We start from the raw sequence: 20,261 nt of genomic DNA, 5'->3' as shown, positions 1-20,261 counted from the left end.
TCGCGTTCGGTTTCAGTTGGCCAAGGCTGCGTGCTCGAGCCGGTCAAGGGGTACATGGCGTACATCCCGGCCTTTGACCACATAGACAACGAACTCAGCGATATTGGTAGCGTGTTCCCCGATACGCTCAATGGCCTTCGCAATGAACATGTATTCCAGGCCAACCGGAATTGTCCGGGGAGCTTCCGTCATCTGCATGACCAGCCTGCGACCGAACGCCCGGAACGAGTTATCGACTGCTCCGTCGTCGCGGACAATCTGCGCGGCCGCCACGGCATCCATCCGCGCGAACGCATCGAGAGCCCTGCGCAGAATCATCAAGGCCAGCTCGCCGGTCCTTCTTAGCTCCGTCGTATTGATGGGCCCTGTCTCGCCGCTCTCATGAATTCGGCGAAGCCGTTTCGCAACCTTGCGAGCCTCATCACCTGCCCGTTCGAGGTTGGTAACACACTTCGAGGCAGCCATCAGAAGCCGGAGGTCACGCGCAGCGGGTTGTCGACGGGCAATGACATTGCAAATCTCTTCGTCGAGTTCAAGCTCCATTACGTTGAGCCGCTTTTCGTCGTCGAGAACCTGCAAGACCAGGGCGGAATCATATGTGTTCATCAATCCGAGCACGCGCTCAACTTGCGACTCGACCAGTCCGCCCGTCTCGAGCAGTCGCGTCGAGAGCAGGTTGAGGTCAACGTCAAACTAAGTGGAAAGATGCTTGTCCGGCATGGGCGCTCCTCACGCAACGTATTCAGTCATACAGGCGCGGTTGCCGGGAATGTCCGGGCGACGTTGCAACGCAAACTCATATAGAGACGTCGGGTCGGCAACAAAAACAATATATACAGTATTATCGTATATCGGCAATTAACCGAACGCAATAATGCAGAATCATTGCCGCCGTAAAATTCCGAGCATTCTGCGCGGCTGACCTGGTTTGTCCCTTGCGGCATAGCCTGACGAAAGGCCACAAGCATCCGACTGTCGCATCTTCCTGCCGCCTTGTTCCTCATCTTTGTTGGCGCGTGCATTGTGATGCCAGTAATATCGCTAGCAAGCAAAGACGGTGGAGTACCGGATGCCTGTCACCGCACTAACCCCGAAGAATTCAGTGACGCGTAGGATTTGTGCTTACAGTTGGCTAGTGGGAAAGCCGGTGCTGGTTATTGCAGTCGCCTACTGTGTACTGTCAAACTTGGCCTTTGAATACTCGTTCGATGGTTCATTGTCGATGCCTCGAGCGGCCCAGCTCGGCCTGGTCAGCGTGCGCTTCGCGATACGACATGCATCGGACGTCGTGCTGTTCAAGCGGATTGGACCTGGTATGTTTGAATATAGGGTACGGCGCCCGCTAGTCGCTTATTCGGGCATCCCGTGGCTGGTCGCGCATCACACCGGGCTAGACCTGCTTGCGATTTGCAATGTCACCGGGAAGGCCGGCTGCAAGATTCAGACTGGCTGAGGCTGCGGCGACGTTACCGCGTGCGTCTCATCGAAATGTTTCTCCAATGCCGCTGGCGCAGCCTGAATACACCTTGCCGCAGTTGAAAAGCACCGCAACGCAATAGCCCCTCGATTTCGGTCGTGAGCGCTGCCGTGGCTGAAGCTAGTCGCCATCTCCAGAACCTGCTCCTGCGTTTTGCCAACAATCCCGTCGGGCGCGCTCGCTGGAACCAGCTGCAGTCCCCAAGGAGGCCCAATCACTACATCCAGTCCGGAAACAACGTCCATAATGGCAGTGCGGGCTCTATTTTGAACACGATTGGTCCATTGTTCTTCCAAATGGAAAGTTTTGGGAACTTGCGACCCATTCGGTCTGGTTCAGGCTCTTTCGGCCTACGGGGTCAGGCAGGTGTCGGCGACAGCTGTCCAAAAGTAAAAAGGGCGTCGAAATCGGCTCGGGCAGTGCTGAGTTCCAGTATCGCTGCTTCGAATCTGACTAGCTCAAGCATCGGTGGCTGTGCGTCGCCATCGGGTGAGAAGTGTTGCTGTAGAGCGACAGACGCCGCTTGCACTTCATGAGCAGCATTCGCGACCCGCTCCAGGGCTCGCGCCTCGTTGAACCGCGTCATCCTCGTAGACATATGGCCTCCCCACACAATTTCGCCCCCGCATGCGTCCCGCTATGTCAATTTACAACTGGCGAACGCATGCGTCTCGGGATAATCGCTGTGTGCAATGCCCCTCTGAACAATCCCGTATGAGAGGGTCTCCAAAGAACACTTCACCCCCTCAGCATCACTGCGCTACTCAAGGACTGCTGGTACAGCCGTCGCCCCCGTGCTCGACGCGGCAACGCTGTCATCGGTTTCGGTAACATCGCCGGCCAGTTTCGCTGTCCCGCGGCTTCCGGTCTGGCGCTGCTTCAACCTCGCTTCTGCGAGCGACGTGACCCCGGCCACGGTGCTGGAGAGGATTCCGTGAACGTGGCGCCAGTATGACTGTGCTTTCTCCAGGGCCGGTGTAGTCTGGGTTGCCTGTTGCAGGAACAGCTGGCGTGGCTTCTTGGCCGAAAGCGCCGTGGACAGGACTTCCTGATTTTCAGCGAGCATCGATTTGACCGCCTGCACGTTCAGCTCGACGAGCTTTGCAACGCCGTCCACTACCTCGTTAAGGACTGCAAACGTCATGTCTACACCAGCTTTCTGGGCGGCAAAGATTTGTTTGGGGGCAAGACTGCTCATCACTCACTCCGCGGAAGGAAAACCTGGCTAAAGCCTGAAAGTCAACTGGACCTCACGGCCTGCGAGTCCAGTGGAATGGTTGGTGCGATGCAGCAATTCCATTCTAGGGACGGGTGGCTGAATGTCAAATTGTTTGTTCCATCGGGCAGCACCGCCGAGCGCAAGCGCAGCGGCATCGCCTTGTCTGCATTGGGCTGCAAACGTTCTCCAGGTGAAAACCCGAGGTATACATCGGACCATCGCACAGCCACACTCGACCGCCCAGCCTTGACAGTGCAGTGCGGAAAAAAGATGCGGTCCTTTGCCGATTGAACATGCGCGGCAGCGATTCGCGTTTATCCAGTCAGACAGCACGGACCAGATTATTTTCCATTTGACGTCGATGCCGCCGCCGTTAAATAGTGACGCAAACGAGTGGCAGGCAAGCGTCTGTTCCAAGGAAATAAAGTCGCAGCAGCAAGGTCACAACGCTGTCACGACCAACATGTAGCTTCATTCGACGCCGCCACCCAAGCGGCGCCGAATTGCATAAAACTAGAAACTAGAGACCTGAGAGCCGCTAAGTATGACGAATCGATATTCAATGAATGGCCACCTCGAGCGCAGCCTCCAGAGTGACCGCCTCAGGCGCGCCCTGGCTGCGCGCCTCGACCGGGGATTCAAGCGCGCTGGCATCAGTTCAGCGCGCGCAGCGAGGTGGCTGGACGTGAGCGAATACGACGTGCACTACTGGCGGCATGGAATCACCGCGCCGCCGCTCAACGTCTGTACGCGTCTGGCCGCAGTCCTGAATCTCGACATTTACTGGCTTTGTACCGGGAAGCATCAGGCCGCGTAATCCGCCTTTCGTGACACCGGCGGCCCATGGAGTCGGTGTGCCTTGCATCCCTATTTTTCCTTGTCAACATGGTCGGACTAACGCGCGACGACGCGCAAGCAGCCATTTGCAAGTCGGCGCGGCATGTGCTTGCCACAAAACCGGGGTATCGATGTGAAGGCAGCTAAACGCAAACGGTCGTCTGATGACGTCTGGCGCTTGACTGGTTGCGAGGTAGAACTGGCGAGAGGCGCTTCGCATATCGCGAGCATGCTGTACGAGCACAGCATTCGCGCGGCGGTTAGGGAAACCCTTCTCCAGTTCGAGGCATGTTACGGACCTCAAGACGTGAAAGCGTTCGCGCATGCCCTTCTCGGCAGACTGGAGGAGCGCGGCAAGCCGGAGGCAGTGAAGGTGCTTCACGACTTTATCGACCATGGTCGCTTGCCAGAGCAGACATCCGGCGCGTCGCCCGGACCTGTGTCTACCCGGAAGCCCGTCGCCCCAAAGCAGCGAGTAGCCCCGTCACTGAGGGGTGGGGTGGCTGCAACCGCTGAAGCTGTTTGATTGCCATCGGACGGCGCGGCGGAAAGAAGCCTCGTCTGACGCGCACATCGGAAACGCGGGTTAGCTACCAGGAAAAAGTATGTTGGTCCTTTAACCGTAGCAAGAACCGGGGGTAGAACATGTCAAAGCGAATCGCTTACGTAACCGGTGGTATGGGTGGGATTGGAACAGCGATATGCCAGCGGCTTTACACAGATGGGCTGACCGTTGTGGCGGGATGCGGGCCCAACTCTCCGAGACGGGAACGATGGCTGGCCAAGCAGGCCGAGCTTGGATTTTCCTTTATCGCCTCGGAGGGCAATGTCGGTGACTGGGAATCGACCGAAGCCGCCTTCGCCAAGGTAAAGAAGGAGGTCGGTGACATTGACGTGCTGGTGAACAATGCCGGCATTACGCGGGACGGGACGTTTCGCAAGATGTCGATGGAGAACTGGAACGATGTCATTGATACGAACCTGACCAGCCTCTTCAATGTCACCAAGCAGGTCATCGAGGGGATGGTTGGCAGGGAGTGGGGGCGAATCATCAACATCTCGTCGGTGAACGGGCAGAAAGGGCAGTTTGGCCAGACCAACTATGCGACTGCGAAGGCGGGCATTCACGGCTTCACGATGTCGCTTGCCCAGGAAGTGGCAACGAAGGGCATCACGGTGAATACGGTTTCCCCCGGATACATCGGCACGGATATGGTTCGTGCGGTGCGTCCTGAAGTACTGGACGCAATTATTCAGGGCATTCCGGTGCGCCGTCTCGGAGAGGCGTCGGAAATTGCTTCAATTGTCTCGTGGCTCGCCAGCAATGAGTCCGGCTTTGCGACCGGTGCTGATTTTTCGCTCAACGGTGGACTCCACATGGGTTGAGACCTCGATGGACGCGTGCTTTACGCGTGCCGCTAGCAGTCCAGGCCCGCGTTCCCGTCGAAGTGACGACGAGATGCAAGCCGTTTTGCGGCACGCACATCGACGGCTCAATACAGGACCATTCGCGACACCTTAACGACCGATGTGACGCGCAGAAACAATGTCAGCGTGGTAAGACTCTTCCTCCTGATTCGCTGCGCTGTGAAATCCAGCAAACGCGAATGCGACATCAAACTTTTGTGGAATGAATATGGCAACCGGAACAGTAAAGTGGTTCAACGACGCCAAGGGCTTCGGCTTTAGCACGCCGGACGACGGCGGAGAAGACCTGTTCGCCCACTTCTCTGAGGTTCAGGGCAGCGGCTTCAAATCATTGCAAGAGAGTCAGAAGGTCAGCTTCGACGTAAAGCAGGGGTCGAAGGGCAAGCAGGCTGCCAACATCAAGCCGCTGTAACAAGCCCGACGCTCGCCGCGTCGCGATGAATGGGCCGTTATGCGGTCCATTTCGCAAAACGTACGGACAACCAGCTGGAGACCCGCATGCACGATGTGCCGCATACCGAACCCTCGTCCTGCCTCGCCACCCGGAAGACGTTGCGCTTTCTCGAACGCGACGCCAAAAATCCCAGCGCAGCCCTGGTTTACTGGCTGGGTGTGATAGAACCTTCATTGGAGTCCAGCTTCTTCCACGCCATGCAAAAGTACGGTCCGCTGATGCAGCTGGTTCTGCCCGATGAACGTCCAGGCGTCTTCGTGAAGCGGGACGCGGTTCAAAAAGTTCAGGATTCCGGAATTCTAAAGCGACTTGTTTTCAAGGACGAGTCATCACTCGACGTTCGATATGGCGGGCCGTGCCGCGACCTCTTCAACGAGTGAATGACGCTGGCGTGCCCCTGTTGTCGCGGGAGACGGATAGCGTCCGTGAATACGGCAACGGAACGGCGATGCGACTTCGCAGCTAGCGGTGCCAGTGCGCTGCGATTGTCCCCGGGTGGCGTAATTGGATGCAGGTGTACTTCCACCGTCTACCATTCGGCGTGCGCACGAACGGCTCGCCCCGACGGTAGAGCAGATGACAAAGGAAAGGCCGCCTAGGTCAGCATGTTACCCGTAGCCTGACCTCCGAAGTCTGTGAGCACGTACATCGGAGCGCGATGAGGATAAAGTGCATTAGATACGCAACGTTTGTTGTTGTCTGCATTCAAATGCGAAGCGTATGATGAAACGGTATATACGGTTTTTGTCCTGTTATGACGACGTGGAACTAGACCGCAATGGGACGCTGGCGCCGGGACGAGTGAACGCATTTTCGCGAGGCGGACACGGCAGGCAACGACAACGACGTCACTGGCGTTTTTTTGGAGAATCGAACATGTCGGAAAAGCACCTTTCCAGCAGGTTCGAGGCGGACCTTGACCTCCTTTCATCGAAGCTGCTCGAAATGGGCGGACTCGTGGAATCACAGACGGCACACGCGCTGGCGGTTCTGAACGACTTCGACCCGGCGCTCGTGGACAACGTCCTCGAGGGCGAACGTCGCCTCAATGCGATGGAAATCGCAATCGACGAAGAAGTCAGCCAAATCATTGCGCGTCGACAGCCCGCCGCTCGTGACCTGCGATTCCTGATGGCCACTTCGAAGTGCATTACGAACCTCGAGCGCGCGGGCGACGAGGCGCGAAAGCTGGTAAAGCGTATGCGCCGAATCCATCGGGATGGCGTTGCCCGAGAGCTCAACATCGCAGAAATCAGGGTCTCCGGCGAAATGGCCTTACACCTCCTGCGCAGAGCGCTGGATGCATTTGCGCGGATGGATGCGGTGGCCGCCGCACAGATTGTCCGGGATGACAAAGCCATCGATAACGAGTTTCGAGCATTCGTGCGCAAGCTCGTCACATACATGACGGGAGACCCTCGAACCATCTCGATTGGACTGGACTACCTGTTCATAGCGAAGGCCATCGAACGCATCGGCGACCACGCGAAGAACATCGCCGAATTTGTGGTCTACGCTGTCAAGGGTGCCGATGTCCGCCCATGTATCGCAAGCACAGCTTGAGCGCGACGCCTCGGGTAGTTAAGACGCGAGCAGGAAATGCAGCCGCCGCAGCAGTCTGATTGTCGAAATGTGGGGGCATCAATAGGACAGGCGGTGACGCCCCGGGGCGGCGGTTCAAGGCACAGAAGCGCTGATGCGCTCAAGCAGTCGTTCCAGTCGCTGCTGTTGGACTGGATGAGTCCGGGTGTCGCGAACGCCTGAATGACTCGCTCATGCAAATAGGCTCTGGGGAAGAACGAATCTGACTGTTTTCCGAGCACGACCCGTTCAAGACGGTTGATTGCGACATCAACGTTTTGCGGCGTGTAAGGGCTCTTGCTTTTTCTGCCTTTACCAGCGGATTTCGCTGCCTCGCCTCCATCGAGGCGAGTACTTCCATCCGAATCGTGGCCACCATCGGTACGGCTTGTCCGGTGGTGGCCACATCGCAGTGTGGCCAAGCTCGTTACCGCGCCGTGCGACAACGCGGTTTCAGAGGTTCTTCAAATTACTGCTTTGCCGCCTTCGCCGCTTTCTCGATTGCCTGTTCAGCCGCTTCGGCTACCTCCGATGCCGCTTTCGTTGCGGCGCTCAGGTTACCTTGCGCGACATCGACTGCCTGCTTCGTGGCTTTTTGCACGTTTTCGCAGGCGGTGTTGGCGAGTGAAAAACCTTGTTGCAGAAATTCGGTTGCGGCTTCGGCTATGCGCACGTCAAGCGTAGGCCACAGCATGTCATGACAATTCTCATCGGACGCGAACTCACAAGTTGTTCGGCTTGTCCCGACTCACCGCCGAGCCGGAACCGCGGCCGGGGCCCTGCCATTGACCGGCATCACGGTCGGAATGGCATGTTTGAAAACAGGTTGCACGCCTGGGCCAGACTCCAACAGAACTGCAAACTGGTCAAAGCCGGCCAGTTGGCCACTCAGTCTGATACCGTTCACGAGGAACACGCTTACGGTGGTCTTGTCCTTTGCGAGCGTCTGCAGAAAATCGTCCTGTACGCATGGAGGTACGGTCGTATTCTGGGTCAAAGCGATAGGTTCTTTGATTCTACCGGCGATACCTGAAGCCGCGAGCCAGTCCCTAAGCGGTGCGTTACAGCGACTCAAGGGCGTCGAGTCGCACTTGCGCAATCTCGCCCGGATGTTGGCCGCGGTATGCATCGAAGAGCTGTGAGCATAGCTGGGCGAGCGAATCAAGGCCTACGGCCTGGTCTGCGTGGTCGACCTCGCCTGTGCTGAGAATGTCGTCGAGAACCGGGGCGAGACGGCGTAGTCGCACGAACGTGGCTGCCTCAAGTTTCATATTGAATCTCCTGTGGTCAGGCGGTAGTGAGCACCCTGAGACCGCCTGTGTTCTGGGGATGCTTTTAGCGAGTCCGAGTCCAACATACATTAACTCCAGCGCGTGTCCGGCACCTGTGCGGGCTTTGACCAGCTCGCTGGCGAGAATCATTGCGTCTCTGTTAAGTGGTATGACTCGTCCGCGGACTCGGGGACGGTAGACTGAGTCGCCCAGATTGATATGCTTGCCGGATAGGGCGCAACACCCTGACGCGCGAGCGAGACACGCCGCCCAGACCTGCTCTTCGTAGTTGCAAAGCGTCGCGTCACGCCAGCGCAGCACGAAGAGACAATTGGACAGTTCCTCAACTACGGTCACAGTGAAGGGTCGCACGTCGCCGCCGCCCGTCTGCCGGGGACGGAACGGCTCGCCCATGGAGCGGGGACGGCCGGACAGGTCCGGAGCAGTTCGCATCGGGTCTGGCGGGGAAGAAAATCGATGGATGGCTGCGAGCGTCGATGCCCAGGGGTCCATGCCATTCGGCGACGAAGTGCCGCAAGCGGACTTTGACTGGGCGAGCCGGCCCGGCCGGTGCGGCGACGGATAGTGGGCTGAAGGCAGCGCGGGGACAATAGACGTACGATTGGAGCCACTCTCTGACAGGATGGTGGAGCCCGTATTCGGTTCAGCGTTCAACATCGTCTTCCTCCCTTTAGCACTGTTTCCGGCGGCTGCGCTTTCTTCGAAAATGCGGTACTCCTCGATGGAGGCAGGAATGGCTTTCCATTGGCGGTATATCGAAGTGACCAGTCACAGCGATTGGGCCTTACTGTGACTGTGCAGTCGAAGCAGTTCGAGCAGGCGCGGGGCCGCGACTGGCTTTCTGAGAAATGCCGCCACCTGCAGGTGGGCCGGTGGTGTCGCCACCGCTGAGTTTAAAAGGACAGGAATAGTTGCGAAGTCCGGCTCGGCCGCGAGCGCACCTATGAGGGTGGGCCCGTCCATGACCGGCATCATGAAATCCGAAACCACGATGTCAGGGCGCCTTCGGCGTGCTGCCTGCAGTTCCTCATCCCCGTTCAACGCAGTCATTACCTCGTAACCTTCTCCGCAAATCAACGTTTCAAGCGCCTGAAGCAGGCTCATGTCGTCATCGACCAGTAACACCATCACCATGACCCGCCCCCGAAGCGGTGGTCTTTCACTTCGTCTGTTTGCCGGCAACAGCTATTCCGCTGCTCGCACGCGTTGAAAGCAGTGCGTTGGACGGGAGCGTTCTCGCGGCAGCTGACGCCGCCGACAGCACAGTCTGTGCTAACGTCTTCATCAGGTGCGCATGCTTGCCCGGTGGGTGCAGCCTGACTCGCGCGCCTTACCGCGACAAGCGATGGCCGACATTCCGACGCTGACTTTCCGGCTGCGAGCATTTTCTGTTCAAACGCCTCTAGCAGAAACTCTGGGACCGCGTCGCTTAGCGCCTGCGACAGACGGTCGAGCGTCCGTTTTCTTCCGTCGTCGAGAGCGGCTGCCAACAGCGCCGCGAGTTCTTCCGTCAGTGCGGTGGCAATGGGCGCGAGCCGTGTTTTGAGGTTTTCGCGTAGAGTCGGAATTCCCGATGGGGTGATGCATCCTCAATGCAGACTTGCGCTTTGCGGCCATTGGTGGCTCGCCAAGGTCTTTCGGTAGCGTGCCTCCGCGCGGTGCGTCAGTGCCGGAAGACGTTGGAATGTCAACAACCTGCACAACAGAGCTTCACAGTACGTGGCTAGAGGTTGAATAATCCCTGACTTGCGGCTACTGGATGCATATTGCGGAGAGGTCGACGGTACGGCGATAGATGTTCCTGTCAAGCCACGGCACGAACGTGTACTCCGCATACGCGTTACTGCCGATATATATCCAGTTGTGCAAAACAGCTGACACGATGAATCCTTGAAGACGTTAAAAGAGCGAACGGGTCGGGCCACCCAAAAGGCGATGTCGTGGTCGGGCCGAACCGCGAGTTTGCACTGTCATAACGGCAACGCTGTCTCGATGAGAGAAGAGTAGGTTTTGCCGAACGGCAAATCTACTATGCGGTCGGATATGTCGATACCGCGTTGGCGTTACCTGGTTATACGGGCGTATAACTTCGCTCTGGGGTGTCCATTTAACCGGAGTTGAGCGTAGACAGGGGCAACGGAAGGTCCCACGCCAGCACCCAATACCCTAGGTTCCTTAGGAGTTTCAGGCTTGGTTCCCGACTGATGCAGGCTGCTGGACTGTGGAATGGCTGCGATGGCCTTGCGGCTTCGTCAGCCCGTCCTGTGGTCATCCGGGAGGATGGCGGAGGCAACGCGGATATCCACCCAGCTTAGAGCGACCTTCCTGAGCCGCCCGCAGAGGCAAATCGCTAACTCCGGTTAAATGGACACACCCCAGACTTCGCTTAGGAGATTTAACGAACGGTGCCCGAACCGTGCATAGTCCAGTCCCGCCTTGACCCTGAAGGCGATGTTGTCGCCGCGGTTAAGGACCCGGGGTCCGGTATTCGCGAGGGAAAGCTTCCGCGACCTTCGAACCGTTCTTCACGACTTGCATTTCCGGCAGGGTGATGGGTCTGCGATTTCCAGTTCTATTCATGCAGCCCATCGTGGGCAAATCTGGGCCCCACGTTGTTCTTAAGGCGGCGCAACATTCTGATTCAGCCTCTCGCCCGCCCTGACACGGGAGGTGGATACTAAGGCGGCATGTAAGCGCTCCGCGCGGGTTGCGTCTACAAGGATGCGAAGAGCAGCGTCTGCGTACTCTCGCGACCGTTCGGGTCAAGCTGAATCTTGCACTCGCGAATAGGCATCCTGCTTGCTCGCCTACGCTCACGAACCGTATTAATTGAAGACGCGCCGCATGTTGCGTCGCATCAGACCCCGGAGCTGGTCATGAAAACGCTGGACGCAACGTCGCGCGGGGCGGCGTCGTTGCGGTGGTGGTCCTGTCCGCAGCTCTGTCCGGTTGCTACTACTACGTGCCCTTCGGCTACGTTCCGTACGGCGAGGTGCCGGCGGCGGCGCCGCGGCAGCAATATCCTTTCTCGATGAGCGACGTAGCCGCGACCGGTGCGGCCGCGTCAGATGTATCTGCATCGACGAACACCTATATCGCACCATCCGCGCCTGTCTTCGTCATGCCTGCGGATTACCCCGTCGCGTATCCGTACTACGGCTGGCCCGCGTGGTGGGGAACATCGGTGTCACTGAGTTTCGGCTATTGGGGCGGCTGCTGTTACGGCGGGGGCCACCATGGCTACTGGGGCCACCACGGCTATTGGGGCCACGGATATCGAGGCGGTTGGGGCGGTCATGGGGACTGGGGTGGCAACGGATACCCCTGGCGTGGTATGGGCGGCGGCCATTACTGGGGCGGTGGCGGCGGCCACGGGCGTTCGCATTGAACGCTAACAGAGATGCGCTCGTGTTCAACAGTTCCCCGACAGTTGAGGCTGTGGGTTCAGTGGACGCAGCTCGCCCACGCGCAGCAGTGTCGGTCCGTGCGGTGACCAGTTTCAGCCTCCATTGCACGTCGACGGGTCTTTCAACACCTCCACTATCAATTCAACTAACGTATGACGATAAGCAGAACTATCTGCCAGCGGAAGAGCGCGGACGCCGAAATTTGACTACAAGGCGAAGCGAAGACCTGGGGCTTTGGGGCTCCGCTGCTTCCATTAGTCCCCGGTTGCATTGTCGACCTTTTCCTTCGCGTCGTATGGCAGGTATTTAAACGCCTGCTGAACGGGTCCGTGGTTATATACTTATGAATTAATCTGCAAGACTAAAATACAGGCAACGCCATTTAATAATATTTTATTACATAAGAAGCATTCTTGGCAGCGCCGCGAACTTCGCGTAATAAGGATATTGAATGAATGTGCTCGTCGTCGACGATAATGAGTTCGTCGCGGACAGTCTGGCTTTCCTGCTGGACTGCATTGGTCACCGCGCCGTTATGGCGCACGACGGGGAGACTGCGCTGGAACTGCTCCATGCCAGCGCTTTCGAACTCGTTTTCCTGGACGAAAACCTCCCCGACATCAACGGCAGCGCCGTCGCGCTGTCGCTGCTGGACAGGCCAGTCTTCCCCCGGCCCTTTGTTGCCTCCATGACGGGTGACAGCGATAGCAACGAAGAGTTTGCCGGGCTCTTCGATGTGTGTCTGCAAAAACCCTTCTCTCCCTCGAAGCACTCATGCAAGTCATCGAAGATGCTCGCTGCAGCAGCGATGCGAGCGCTCTCCTGGCCGCCTAGACTCAAGCCAAGCTGAAGTGTCGACGGCGGCTCTCAGTACGAGTGCCGCTTACGTCGGCGTAGCTCAGCGCCGTGAGTCCCTTTTGGTCGATTGTCTTCGGGTCTTGTTGGCGTCACGTTGCAAGCAGGTTCCGGACAGGACCCTTTTATGCCGGTGCATTCGTTGGCGGAGCTTTCGCTTCCGACCGCGTGAGTCGCCGCTACAGACTTTGAGAAATAGTTAAAACATCATTCGCTAGAGATGTCTTTACATCTTCTTCAATCAAAGACTTGTTCTGACATATAAAGCCATGAGTTGCATGGGACTCTTTTAGCGGGGGACCTCCGCGAGCGCGGGTCTCCCGCGAGCAGGTATCAGAACAGAAAAGAGGTGCTCAGCGATAAATGCGACACCGGATGAGGCGACCAGCGAAACGTTAGGGCACCGACCAAAGTTGCTACCCGTGGCTATCTATCCAGGCCAGCGCCCAGGCAAGTCCGACTTGCCGTGCTTCATTTATCCGAGACTCCAACAGTGACGTTGTAGTCTGCGGTATGACGTGGACAATCCGGGTAAAGCGCCGGTATGGACAACTCGATATTGCAACAGGAACCCGTCGCGGTCGCGTCGAGATACGTCTCAGCCGCAACACCAGAGTTCGTTCGGCCCAAGGCTGAACAAGCCGGCGCCGGCGTCTCGGGCGGCGGCCTGTCTGGGGACAAACTGCGCGCATGCCCGCGCTGTTCATTCGGCGCACAGGTCGCTACACGGCCTGGCATACCGAACAGGAGACGAAATCGCACAGCCGTATAAAAATACGTTCGGGAGCGCACCAACGCAGGGCTGACCCGTATCGCTTTTTGACGGCAGGGTGCGGGAAACTGGGATTACGCGTACGATGGTCTGACCGGTGCGCCGTACTCCTCTTCGCGAGGCCAAAATGAACAGTCCTCAATGGTATGAGCAATCAGAGTTAGGGTCATCATTAGGCACACTAGACCTCGATGCTTATGAAGCTGCGGCACAGCCCTTGCGGCGCAAGCTCGTCGAGGACGGCAAGCTCTTGCCTGTCGAAAAAATCAGGGACAAATGGGTTGCGCGGGCTCCTGAACTCGCCCTAGCAGACGCGCAGCGCTTCTTCACTGTTAACATTGACCAGCGGACCTTCGCGCCCGCATTTTACTTGGACCCTTTAATCGACCCGCGAGAGCTGGCCGCGGTCAGTACACTGCTTGGAGAATTGCACGGTTGGAGCAAGTGGCATTTCTTCACGGCGAAGAACGGGTCGCTCGGGGGTGTCGCACCGCTCGAGGCGCTTCGGGAGGGTCAGGTGGAACGTGTGAAGCGGGCCGCCCGAGCATATGTTGAGTGCTAGGGGGTTCCTTGCTGAGCGCGCCCAATCCACAAAAATTCCCCAGTGCTAATCTAGAGACGGAAACGTTCGACCCAACAACCAAGTTCATCCGCATTTCCCCGAAAAACGTCAATGAGCCGTTTTTCGGTCACACCGGCGCCAACCGGTTTGATGATTCTACGTGCGTGTACGGGACAAGCTACATGGGCTTTACGTTGCACTGTGCTTTCGCCGAAACTGTTCTGCACAACGAAGTCGCTGACCCGGTGAATGGATTTTTGATACCAAGTTATGAACTTGGCCGTCGTTTCGTCATTACATTCGACGGCAGTTCAGTTGTGTTGGCAAAGCTGTGCGGTATCCCTCTTAAGCGGCTAGGCGGCGACGGTTCGTTATCGACAGTTCTGCCGTACGATGTCCCGCAGGCGTGGGGACAGGCGGTGTACGCGCACCCCAAGAAAGTCGACGGGATTTTGTATGTCTCTCGCCACTTGAACACGGAACAGGCTGTTGTTCTGTTTGAGGACCGGGCGAAGTCAAAGGTTCACATGACAAGCGCGACGCCGTTCCCGAAGTATGCGGGCTCAGCGAACGTCCTCGTTGATTTCAATGTCACGCCGAGTTAGTCGGACAGCGTGCGGGAGTCAGCGGCGTTCGTCGGTGTATCTACTTTGTGGTCAGTTGTTGCTGGACGACCAACACCTCCCCCTCGCGGGCCGCTGAATACTGATGTCATCGTCAGCTGAGTTTTGATTTCGTGAGGGAGCTCGGACGATTTTTTGCAAACTGCCATCAGAAGCTTTGTTACGTCCACGTAGCTTGCGACTTTGTCGCACCAGACGCCATGGTTTTCCCACAAAGATTTATCGGCGTCTCCGCGCTTGTAAAGCCGGGTTGCCCAATACAGATGTCCAGAGCCAAGCAACACGCGAGACCTTTTCACGTCGGCAAGAACACTCCGCAGATTCGGGTCGTCGCGAGATAGACCTATCAGCAATGGCGTTGAACTCTGAAATAGGCCGAGCATTTTTTCGCGCCAGGGTTGGTTGACTGACCGGTTTCTTCGTCAAAAATCGAGCACCTTAAATGTGATGGTCTTACTAGACGCGACAAGGGCTGGGGCCACTCGGTATCCGGTCGCCGCTCTCGCAAATCAGCGAGCGAAGTAGCCACCGGTTCCCAGTGACCAGTTTCGTACGTCCGCGCCGACAGGTTTTCCCCACCAGCCATCAATTGCAGAGTCTGCTTGTACGTGGGCTGATTGGCTACGGGGATGTGCTCCACCCAGCGAGCCAAAAAGGTCTGAAAGGTAGTGACGCGACAAGCGTCGTATTTGTAATCAACGGTCTTCAGCACGGTCCTCAGTCGCTCGACCGCTAACTGCAGCAACGAGCGGGTGCTCTTGTCTACCTGCACCCGGTTTAGCTCGCGCATGCCCTCGTTTCGTTTGGTCGATTCGGCTGCCGCCAAAAGAAGCATGAGCAACGACTCTCTCGGATGGCCCATAATGTGTTCACCCGATGGCCGAGCAGGAACAGCCCGGAGATATGAATCGTCAAACGTCTACAGGGAAAAGGGCTCACTAATTTCACGAGGGCAGTTGGTTGAAGAGCCGAATTCCTCCAATTTAGGCCACCCCGCGAGATTCTGCGCGGAGAGTATTATATAAACACGCAAGGAGGCAGTTTCCAGAAATCCGGTGGCGACTCCGTGAGGGCTCCCTTCTCCGCCGCCTTAACTTCTCTGGTGAGGCGGTAGCGCGTTTCTTAGGACCCTCTTGCTCTCATTATTTGTCTTAGCGGCAGCCTCCTCCCAAGGTGCAGCGGCCTTCATCAGCTCAAACACTTCGTAGCCGACAGGAAGCACTACATAGCTGCATAGGTCCAATGGACGTACGTAAAGACAGCAGCAGAGACAAAAGTCAAGGCAACAGTGAAAGCAGTGAATTCGCGCCGGCCACCATCACCCCACGGCTCTCTTGCTATTCCAGTAACCGCGGTTCCAATCGAAATGAAGAGCAACACGACTTCCAAGACACACAAGGCTTCAATCTGTGCCGAAAAAAGATGAGTCTTCGAGCAGCGGTCAAAGAGTTCATACCAACCACCTGACGCCCATCCAGCTGCTAGCCAAGGCAGTCCAAGAACGATAGCGAACAAGCCCGGACTCTTTCTTGACGTGGGCGGCCCTGGAAATAAGCGCCCCACCCAGAACGCGCCAAGGAATGGCAGCAATATCGGCGCGACGACAAATGTCAAAGTCCAACACATGAAGCCCATTTTCCAGCTCCCCTGCTAAAAGGTCATGCAGATAAACCTAGAACCAAATTAAACATCGTTACGATGAATCCCTTCAAGTAGAGGCACCTTCCTAAAGATTAGGTTCAGGTGTTTTTCGTCTGTGTCCGCCGACATACGGCTCCCCTCCCGAAGCGCTAATCGCTGGGAACATAGGTCAAATATGTTTTGAGACTGCGGAAATCGAAAGGCCCTCACCGCGAAGAGCGAGCTTACAGCGGCCGGCGTTCCAACACGTGCCAATTAGAGGCACAGCATCATTGTATTCAATTCACGAATGATAAATGTGACCTCTAACACGAAGTCAAATGGTATGGTCCACCCTCAACGCAAAATCCATTCCAACTCGAATCTACAAATTTACATCTTTCCTTATAAGGATGCTTTTCCATATTCGCTAGAGACAATGATACGCGCGAGTAGACGAAAAGAAGTATTTCTGCCGGGACGATGGTGGAAGAGACAGCAGAAGACGACGAGAGGGCGGAATGGGAGCGTTACTACGACGGCCACGCCAGCGAACCCAGCGGCTTTCGGAATGACGAGGTCTGACCTTGCCCCTGTTTGGCGAATCCCTTAACCGAGGAAATTACGCAGCCTCGCCTTGCTGGGCTGCGAACCAGTTTTTCTCGAATGTCATGGGACTGACGTAGTCGAGTGTCGAGTGTAACCGGCGTGCATTGTAAAAGCCCAGCCAGTCAATCACCTCATCCATTGCGGCACGCCGCGTGGCGAAGTGCCGGCCATGCATGCGTGCTACCTTCAGCGAACCCCACAGACTTTCGGTCGGCGCGTTATCCCAGCAATCGCCGCGTCGGCTCATCGACGAACTCATGCCATAGGCCTTCAACGTGTCCTGGAACAGGCCGCTGCAATACTGGCTACCCCGGTCGCTGTGCACGATTACGCCGGCTTCCGGGTGGCGCCGGAACCACGCCATACGCAGTGCGTCCGTGACCAGCTCAGCCTTCATGTGCGGCTGCATCGACCAGCCCACCACCTGCCGGCTGAACAGGTCGATGATGACCGCGAGGTACACCCACCCCTCGGCTGTCGCCAGATAGGTGATATCGCTCGTCCAGACCTGGTTCGGTGCAGTGGCGGTGAAATTGCGCTCCAGCAGATTCGGCGCCACCGGCAAATCGTGGTTCGAGTTCGTCGTTGCGATGTACTTGCGCTTGTGGCGAGCGCGAATGCCATGCTGCGCCATCAGCTTGCGAACCCGCTCCTTGCCCACGCGCACGCCACGCGCGAGCAGTTCCTTCCACATGCGCGGCCAGCCGTACTCGCCCTTGACCTGCGCGTGAATCGCCTTGATGTTTGCGAGCAGTGCATCGTCGCTCACGCGGCTTCGGTGCGGCCTGCCCTGCGCGGCGAGTTGCCGGCGCTGATGATATCCGCTGGGGCTGACCTCCAGCACTTCGCACAGCACCGAGACCGGCCAGTGGCGTCGATTGCGCTCAATGAATGCGTACTTCACATCGATTCCCTGGCGAAGTACGCAGCGGCTTTTTTTAAAATATCTCGCTCCATCTTCAGGCGAGCTACCTCCGCACGCAGCCGGGCCAGCTCCATCTGTTCCGGGCTTACTGGCCTTGTCCCAGCTCCCGCCAGCTTGCCTTCCCGCTCAGCCTTCACCCAGTTGTACAGCGTCTGTTCAACCACACCCAGTGTCGCCGCCACTGCTGCCATGCTTTGCCCGGCCTTGACCAGTCGCACCGCTTCCAGCTTGAATTCGAGCGTGTACTGTGCCCGCTTTGCCTTGCCTGTCATCGTTCTTCTCCTTGCGTGAGTTTACCTGCTCAGCAAGGGATTCGTTTTTCGGGGGCAAGCTCAGCCGTTGGCTGTATGAAGCACCGGGCGCGGCGTCACTTCTGCTGTCAGCAGCGAGTCGAATCGTTGGTTTTTTGCCTCAATCGCGACGAGCGCGGCCGCTCGCTTGCGCTGGTACCCGAGATACGTTGAGGCCGCTGTTGCTCGATTCTGTCGGCGGGATTCTGGACCGATGGTTCTCCATTCCTTGGTCGCTCGCAGATAAATCGAGGTCGGACAGAGCAGATAGTTGGGACGACCCGGCGCGTACACAAGCGCACTACGCGTTAGTGCAGGCGAGAAAAGCAGGAAGCTTGAAAGACACTGCGGGCGCTGTGCGTACCTAGGAATATGTTCGGTAGTACCGATTTGACAGCTTCGGTGAACACCTTTGCTCCGCTCTGTCGACGGACAGCTGCTGACTGACGAACGTCGCAACCAAAATTAAAAATAGCGCTGTTCTATTGTGAAAAATTGGGCCGTAACGTCTCAAAGCACGTTCAAGATAAACTTTTTCGGGCTAGCTGTCGGTACGGCCAAAGTGAGATTTCACGATAGAAGTGAACGGTTTCAATCCGTCTCTCCGAATGTAGGTTGTTAAGAATGACTGCCGTCATCGGATTCCGACTCCAGTCCGTAGAGAGGCGCACCACCTACGCGGTAGGGCGACTTGACCACAGACCCCCGAGTGAACAATGGATGCCCCCATCGCTCCCCCAGCGCCGAGACTTTCCTACGTGCGGCTGCACGAGCGCCTTTGATATCAACTACGAGACGAGCGGCTTCTCGGAGTTCGCGGCAATGCGGGCAGTTGAGAACGTGGTCATCGTCGTACTGCCCGTAGTCCATCAGATGGCCAAATGATTTATCGTTTTCCATCAAGGACTTGAATCGAGGTCCTAAATCTAGCATTCTCTGAGCGAGCGCGTTGGTTTCTAAATCTATATAGTCAAAATGGCAAAAGAGATTTTCGGCTAATCTGTCAAACTCTGTAATTATCCAAATTGGATTTTTGGTGATATCTTCGTTTTCCGGCATATAAATAACGTAGGTTTCGCGGTGTTGACTGTGGATTTGGTTTTGGTGTTGAAGTACTATCGCCCAAATCGCTCTTGGAACGCTAGTTTCTTCAGGCAGGGTAAGGTTATCTGGTGTATAAAGCAATAGTTTGCGAAAAATATCCAATTATTTATATTGCTGCTACCTTGCATGACTGAATAGTTAAATGGATGTGCGGTGAGATTGAGTAACTTCTCCGCGCGCCGCGCTTGGCCCTTTCTCTTCGTCGCCAATCAACTAATCCTTTTCGCTTTCGGTCGGTGATGCTGCCGCAGCCCGCTTTATGCCTTCTGCAAGTCTTCACAGCAGCCTACCGTGAGATAAATACGACGGCTAGCCGTCATTGCAGTCAATGCTGCGGACTATGGAGTTTCACAAAAGCGAGAGAGAGTCTTCGTCGGCGGGGTACGAGTCGACTGCGGCTCGCTAAGGCCTTTTCCCGCTCCCACCCACAGCTTTAGACGGCTCGTATGGGAGAAGTGGGTCTCGGGCTCATATTGGAAGCGACACAATATCCCGAGCCCGGAATCGGGCACAAAGTCTCGTATCGAGCAATCGATACTCCTCGAGTTCGAGGCAACCGGTCGGGAGCCGAAAGAGCTGCCTTGGCGAACCTGTCGGGACGCGTTTTCGGGGCTCGGCGAACCGGTTCTCGGGTTCAGTCCGTCAAGGCACGAGTTTCGAAGGGGGGCAAGAGCTTATCCCGGGCATGACGGCAGTCTAATAGATGCGCCGTCCAAAGCTCTGAAGGCAGGAACTCATGGAGTACCTGGAGGAGAGAACATGCTTGTCGACAATGGGGGCCGCGTTCGGTATTTCACGATACGAGAAGCTGCAAGATTGCAGGGCATGCCGGATTCATTCACGCCGTCGGGAGCGTGGAGTCAAGCAATGCGACAATTGGGTAACGCGGTGCCGGTGCAGTTGGCAGAAGCCGCTGGTCGGTGGATTCGAAGCTGCCTTGACTGATGTGCTCTGTTACCCTCGCGCCGAAGTAGACCTGCCTGCGAGAGGATGGCGACCTTCTGCCGCCGATGCTTACTCAGTAGCAAGCAGTGGAAATCAAGGTAATGGCAAGACGGGGGAGGGGGCGCGGTCAAAAAAGACGTGACAATGGTCGTCGCTGTCCCAGCGCGGACCTCGTTGTCAAGAACGACACGCTGGAGAAACCACCCGCGGCCCGGAAAATTAGGTTGAAGCATTGACTGCCGCATGGGTGAAGAGCCGGCT

General features: G+C 56.9%; 17 protein-coding genes and 4 pseudogenes. 11 read left to right on the top strand and 10 right to left on the bottom strand.

What is annotated here, in order from left to right; genetic code table 11:
- Nucleotides 1-12 precede the first annotated feature (12 nt).
- Nucleotides 13-720: pseudogene (gene phoU / locus OKW38_RS13685) on the bottom strand (phosphate signaling complex protein PhoU).
- 349 nt (nucleotides 721-1,069) lie between these two features.
- On the opposite strand from phoU (OKW38_RS13685), the gene OKW38_RS13680 reads away from it, so the two are divergent.
- The gene (locus OKW38_RS13680; RefSeq protein WP_429361874.1) at nucleotides 1,070-1,453 is read left to right on the top strand and encodes a hypothetical protein; all 384 of its coding nucleotides are present in this window, start codon (nucleotides 1,070-1,072) and stop codon (nucleotides 1,451-1,453) included.
- 784 nt (nucleotides 1,454-2,237) lie between these two features.
- On the opposite strand, the gene phaP is transcribed toward OKW38_RS13680, so the two are convergent.
- A complete protein-coding gene (gene phaP, locus OKW38_RS13675; RefSeq protein WP_429361873.1) occupies nucleotides 2,238-2,675 on the bottom strand; it encodes a TIGR01841 family phasin in 438 nt (145 codons plus the stop codon).
- Nucleotides 2,676-3,381: 706 nt separating this feature from the next.
- On the opposite strand from phaP, the gene OKW38_RS13670 reads away from it, so the two are divergent.
- The 5 genes and pseudogenes from OKW38_RS13670 (at nucleotide 3,382) to phoU (OKW38_RS13650) (ending at nucleotide 7,000) form a co-directional block, all read left to right on the top strand.
- Nucleotides 3,382-3,513 (top strand): hypothetical protein, encoded by a 132-nt coding sequence (locus OKW38_RS13670; protein ID WP_429361871.1) that lies wholly within the window; start codon nucleotides 3,382-3,384, stop codon nucleotides 3,511-3,513.
- Nucleotides 3,514-4,178: 665 nt separating this feature from the next.
- Nucleotides 4,179-4,919, top strand: coding sequence for a 3-ketoacyl-ACP reductase (locus tag OKW38_RS13665; protein WP_429361870.1), 741 nt, complete (start codon nucleotides 4,179-4,181; stop codon nucleotides 4,917-4,919).
- 250 nt (nucleotides 4,920-5,169) lie between these two features.
- Nucleotides 5,170-5,373: a cold-shock protein gene (locus OKW38_RS13660; RefSeq protein ID WP_429361869.1), complete on the top strand. Its 204-nt coding sequence runs from the start codon at nucleotides 5,170-5,172 to the stop codon at nucleotides 5,371-5,373.
- A gap of 86 nt (nucleotides 5,374-5,459) precedes the next feature.
- On the top strand, nucleotides 5,460-5,795 hold the full coding sequence (locus OKW38_RS13655; protein WP_429361868.1) for a hypothetical protein: 336 nt from the start codon (nucleotides 5,460-5,462) through the stop codon (nucleotides 5,793-5,795).
- Between the two features lie 496 nt (nucleotides 5,796-6,291).
- Nucleotides 6,292-7,000: pseudogene (gene phoU / locus OKW38_RS13650) on the top strand (phosphate signaling complex protein PhoU).
- Nucleotides 7,001-7,465: 465 nt separating this feature from the next.
- Here phoU (OKW38_RS13650) and OKW38_RS13645 read toward each other — a convergent pair.
- The 5 genes and pseudogenes from OKW38_RS13645 to OKW38_RS13625 all read right to left on the bottom strand — a co-directional run bounded on the left by OKW38_RS13645 (nucleotide 7,466) and on the right by OKW38_RS13625 (nucleotide 9,422).
- Complete coding sequence (locus tag OKW38_RS13645) at nucleotides 7,466-7,690, bottom strand: hypothetical protein (protein ID WP_429361867.1); 225 nt, start codon at nucleotides 7,688-7,690, stop codon at nucleotides 7,466-7,468.
- A gap of 54 nt (nucleotides 7,691-7,744) precedes the next feature.
- On the bottom strand, nucleotides 7,745-8,125 hold the full coding sequence (gene hfq / locus OKW38_RS13640; protein ID WP_429361866.1) for an RNA chaperone Hfq: 381 nt from the start codon (nucleotides 8,123-8,125) through the stop codon (nucleotides 7,745-7,747).
- Nucleotides 8,058-8,267, bottom strand: coding sequence for a hypothetical protein (locus OKW38_RS13635; protein ID WP_429363743.1), 210 nt, complete (start codon nucleotides 8,265-8,267; stop codon nucleotides 8,058-8,060). The genes hfq and OKW38_RS13635 overlap by 68 nt, the downstream gene beginning before the upstream one ends.
- A gap of 147 nt (nucleotides 8,268-8,414) precedes the next feature.
- Nucleotides 8,415-8,681, bottom strand: a pseudogene (locus OKW38_RS13630) (DUF3331 domain-containing protein); the annotation flags it as partial.
- A 375-nt stretch (nucleotides 8,682-9,056) separates the two neighbouring features.
- On the bottom strand, nucleotides 9,057-9,422 hold the full coding sequence (locus OKW38_RS13625; RefSeq protein WP_429361864.1) for a response regulator: 366 nt from the start codon (nucleotides 9,420-9,422) through the stop codon (nucleotides 9,057-9,059).
- 1,742 nt (nucleotides 9,423-11,164) lie between these two features.
- On the opposite strand from OKW38_RS13625, the pseudogene OKW38_RS13620 reads away from it, so the two are divergent.
- The 4 genes and pseudogenes from OKW38_RS13620 (at nucleotide 11,165) to OKW38_RS13605 (ending at nucleotide 14,489) form a co-directional block, all read left to right on the top strand.
- Nucleotides 11,165-11,676, top strand: a pseudogene (locus OKW38_RS13620) (hypothetical protein).
- 470 nt (nucleotides 11,677-12,146) lie between these two features.
- A complete protein-coding gene (locus tag OKW38_RS13615) occupies nucleotides 12,147-12,545 on the top strand; it encodes a response regulator (RefSeq protein WP_429361863.1) in 399 nt (132 codons plus the stop codon).
- A gap of 904 nt (nucleotides 12,546-13,449) precedes the next feature.
- A complete protein-coding gene (locus OKW38_RS13610) occupies nucleotides 13,450-13,884 on the top strand; it encodes a hypothetical protein (RefSeq protein WP_429361862.1) in 435 nt (144 codons plus the stop codon).
- 8 nt (nucleotides 13,885-13,892) lie between these two features.
- Nucleotides 13,893-14,489, top strand: a complete 597-nt coding sequence (locus OKW38_RS13605; RefSeq protein ID WP_429361861.1) for an RES family NAD+ phosphorylase — start codon at nucleotides 13,893-13,895, stop codon at nucleotides 14,487-14,489.
- A gap of 364 nt (nucleotides 14,490-14,853) precedes the next feature.
- Here OKW38_RS13605 and OKW38_RS13600 read toward each other — a convergent pair whose 3' ends face one another.
- The 3 genes from OKW38_RS13600 to OKW38_RS13590 form a co-directional block, all read right to left on the bottom strand.
- Nucleotides 14,854-15,348 carry a hypothetical protein gene (locus OKW38_RS13600; protein ID WP_429361859.1) on the bottom strand — a complete coding sequence of 165 codons (495 nt, stop codon included), beginning with the start codon at nucleotides 15,346-15,348 and terminating at the stop codon, nucleotides 14,854-14,856.
- 1,401 nt (nucleotides 15,349-16,749) lie between these two features.
- Nucleotides 16,750-17,933 (bottom strand): IS3 family transposase gene (locus OKW38_RS13595; RefSeq protein ID WP_429361858.1). Its coding sequence is split into 2 segments (ribosomal slippage): nucleotides 16,750-17,663 and nucleotides 17,663-17,933, totalling 1,185 coding nucleotides; the frame shifts between segments, so codons are not numbered across the junction.
- A gap of 636 nt (nucleotides 17,934-18,569) precedes the next feature.
- Nucleotides 18,570-19,157, bottom strand: coding sequence for a hypothetical protein (locus tag OKW38_RS13590; RefSeq protein ID WP_429361857.1), 588 nt, complete (start codon nucleotides 19,155-19,157; stop codon nucleotides 18,570-18,572).
- 198 nt (nucleotides 19,158-19,355) lie between these two features.
- Between OKW38_RS13590 and OKW38_RS13585 the strand changes: the two genes are divergently transcribed.
- Complete coding sequence (locus OKW38_RS13585) at nucleotides 19,356-20,000, top strand: DNA cytosine methyltransferase (protein ID WP_429363741.1); 645 nt, start codon at nucleotides 19,356-19,358, stop codon at nucleotides 19,998-20,000.
- Nucleotides 20,001-20,261 lie beyond the last annotated feature (261 nt).

Origin of the sequence: Paraburkholderia sp. MM5496-R1, from assembly GCF_050436205.1 — a bacterium.
Lineage (GTDB): Bacteria > Pseudomonadota > Gammaproteobacteria > Burkholderiales > Burkholderiaceae > Paraburkholderia > Paraburkholderia tuberum.
This window is presented reverse-complemented; position numbering and strand designations above follow the sequence as displayed.

Excerpts from the sequence above, each read along its gene's own strand:
- hfq (WP_429361866.1), bottom strand. The coding sequence starts at position 8,125 with ATGCATACCGCGGCCAACATCCGGGCGAGATTGCGCAAGTGCGACTCG.
- OKW38_RS13615 (WP_429361863.1), top strand. The coding sequence starts at position 12,147 with ATGAATGTGCTCGTCGTCGACGATAATGAGTTCGTCGCGGACAGTCTG.
- OKW38_RS13660 (WP_429361869.1), top strand. The coding sequence starts at position 5,170 with ATGGCAACCGGAACAGTAAAGTGGTTCAACGACGCCAAGGGCTTCGGC.
- OKW38_RS13655 (WP_429361868.1), top strand. The coding sequence starts at position 5,460 with ATGCACGATGTGCCGCATACCGAACCCTCGTCCTGCCTCGCCACCCGG.
- OKW38_RS13645 (WP_429361867.1), bottom strand. The coding sequence starts at position 7,690 with ATGCTGTGGCCTACGCTTGACGTGCGCATAGCCGAAGCCGCAACCGAA.
- phaP (WP_429361873.1), bottom strand. The coding sequence starts at position 2,675 with ATGAGCAGTCTTGCCCCCAAACAAATCTTTGCCGCCCAGAAAGCTGGT.
- OKW38_RS13635 (WP_429363743.1), bottom strand. The coding sequence starts at position 8,267 with ATGAAACTTGAGGCAGCCACGTTCGTGCGACTACGCCGTCTCGCCCCG.
- OKW38_RS13680 (WP_429361874.1), top strand. The coding sequence starts at position 1,070 with ATGCCTGTCACCGCACTAACCCCGAAGAATTCAGTGACGCGTAGGATT.
- OKW38_RS13625 (WP_429361864.1), bottom strand. The coding sequence starts at position 9,422 with ATGGTGATGGTGTTACTGGTCGATGACGACATGAGCCTGCTTCAGGCG.
- OKW38_RS13665 (WP_429361870.1), top strand. The coding sequence starts at position 4,179 with ATGTCAAAGCGAATCGCTTACGTAACCGGTGGTATGGGTGGGATTGGA.
- OKW38_RS13610 (WP_429361862.1), top strand. The coding sequence starts at position 13,450 with ATGAACAGTCCTCAATGGTATGAGCAATCAGAGTTAGGGTCATCATTA.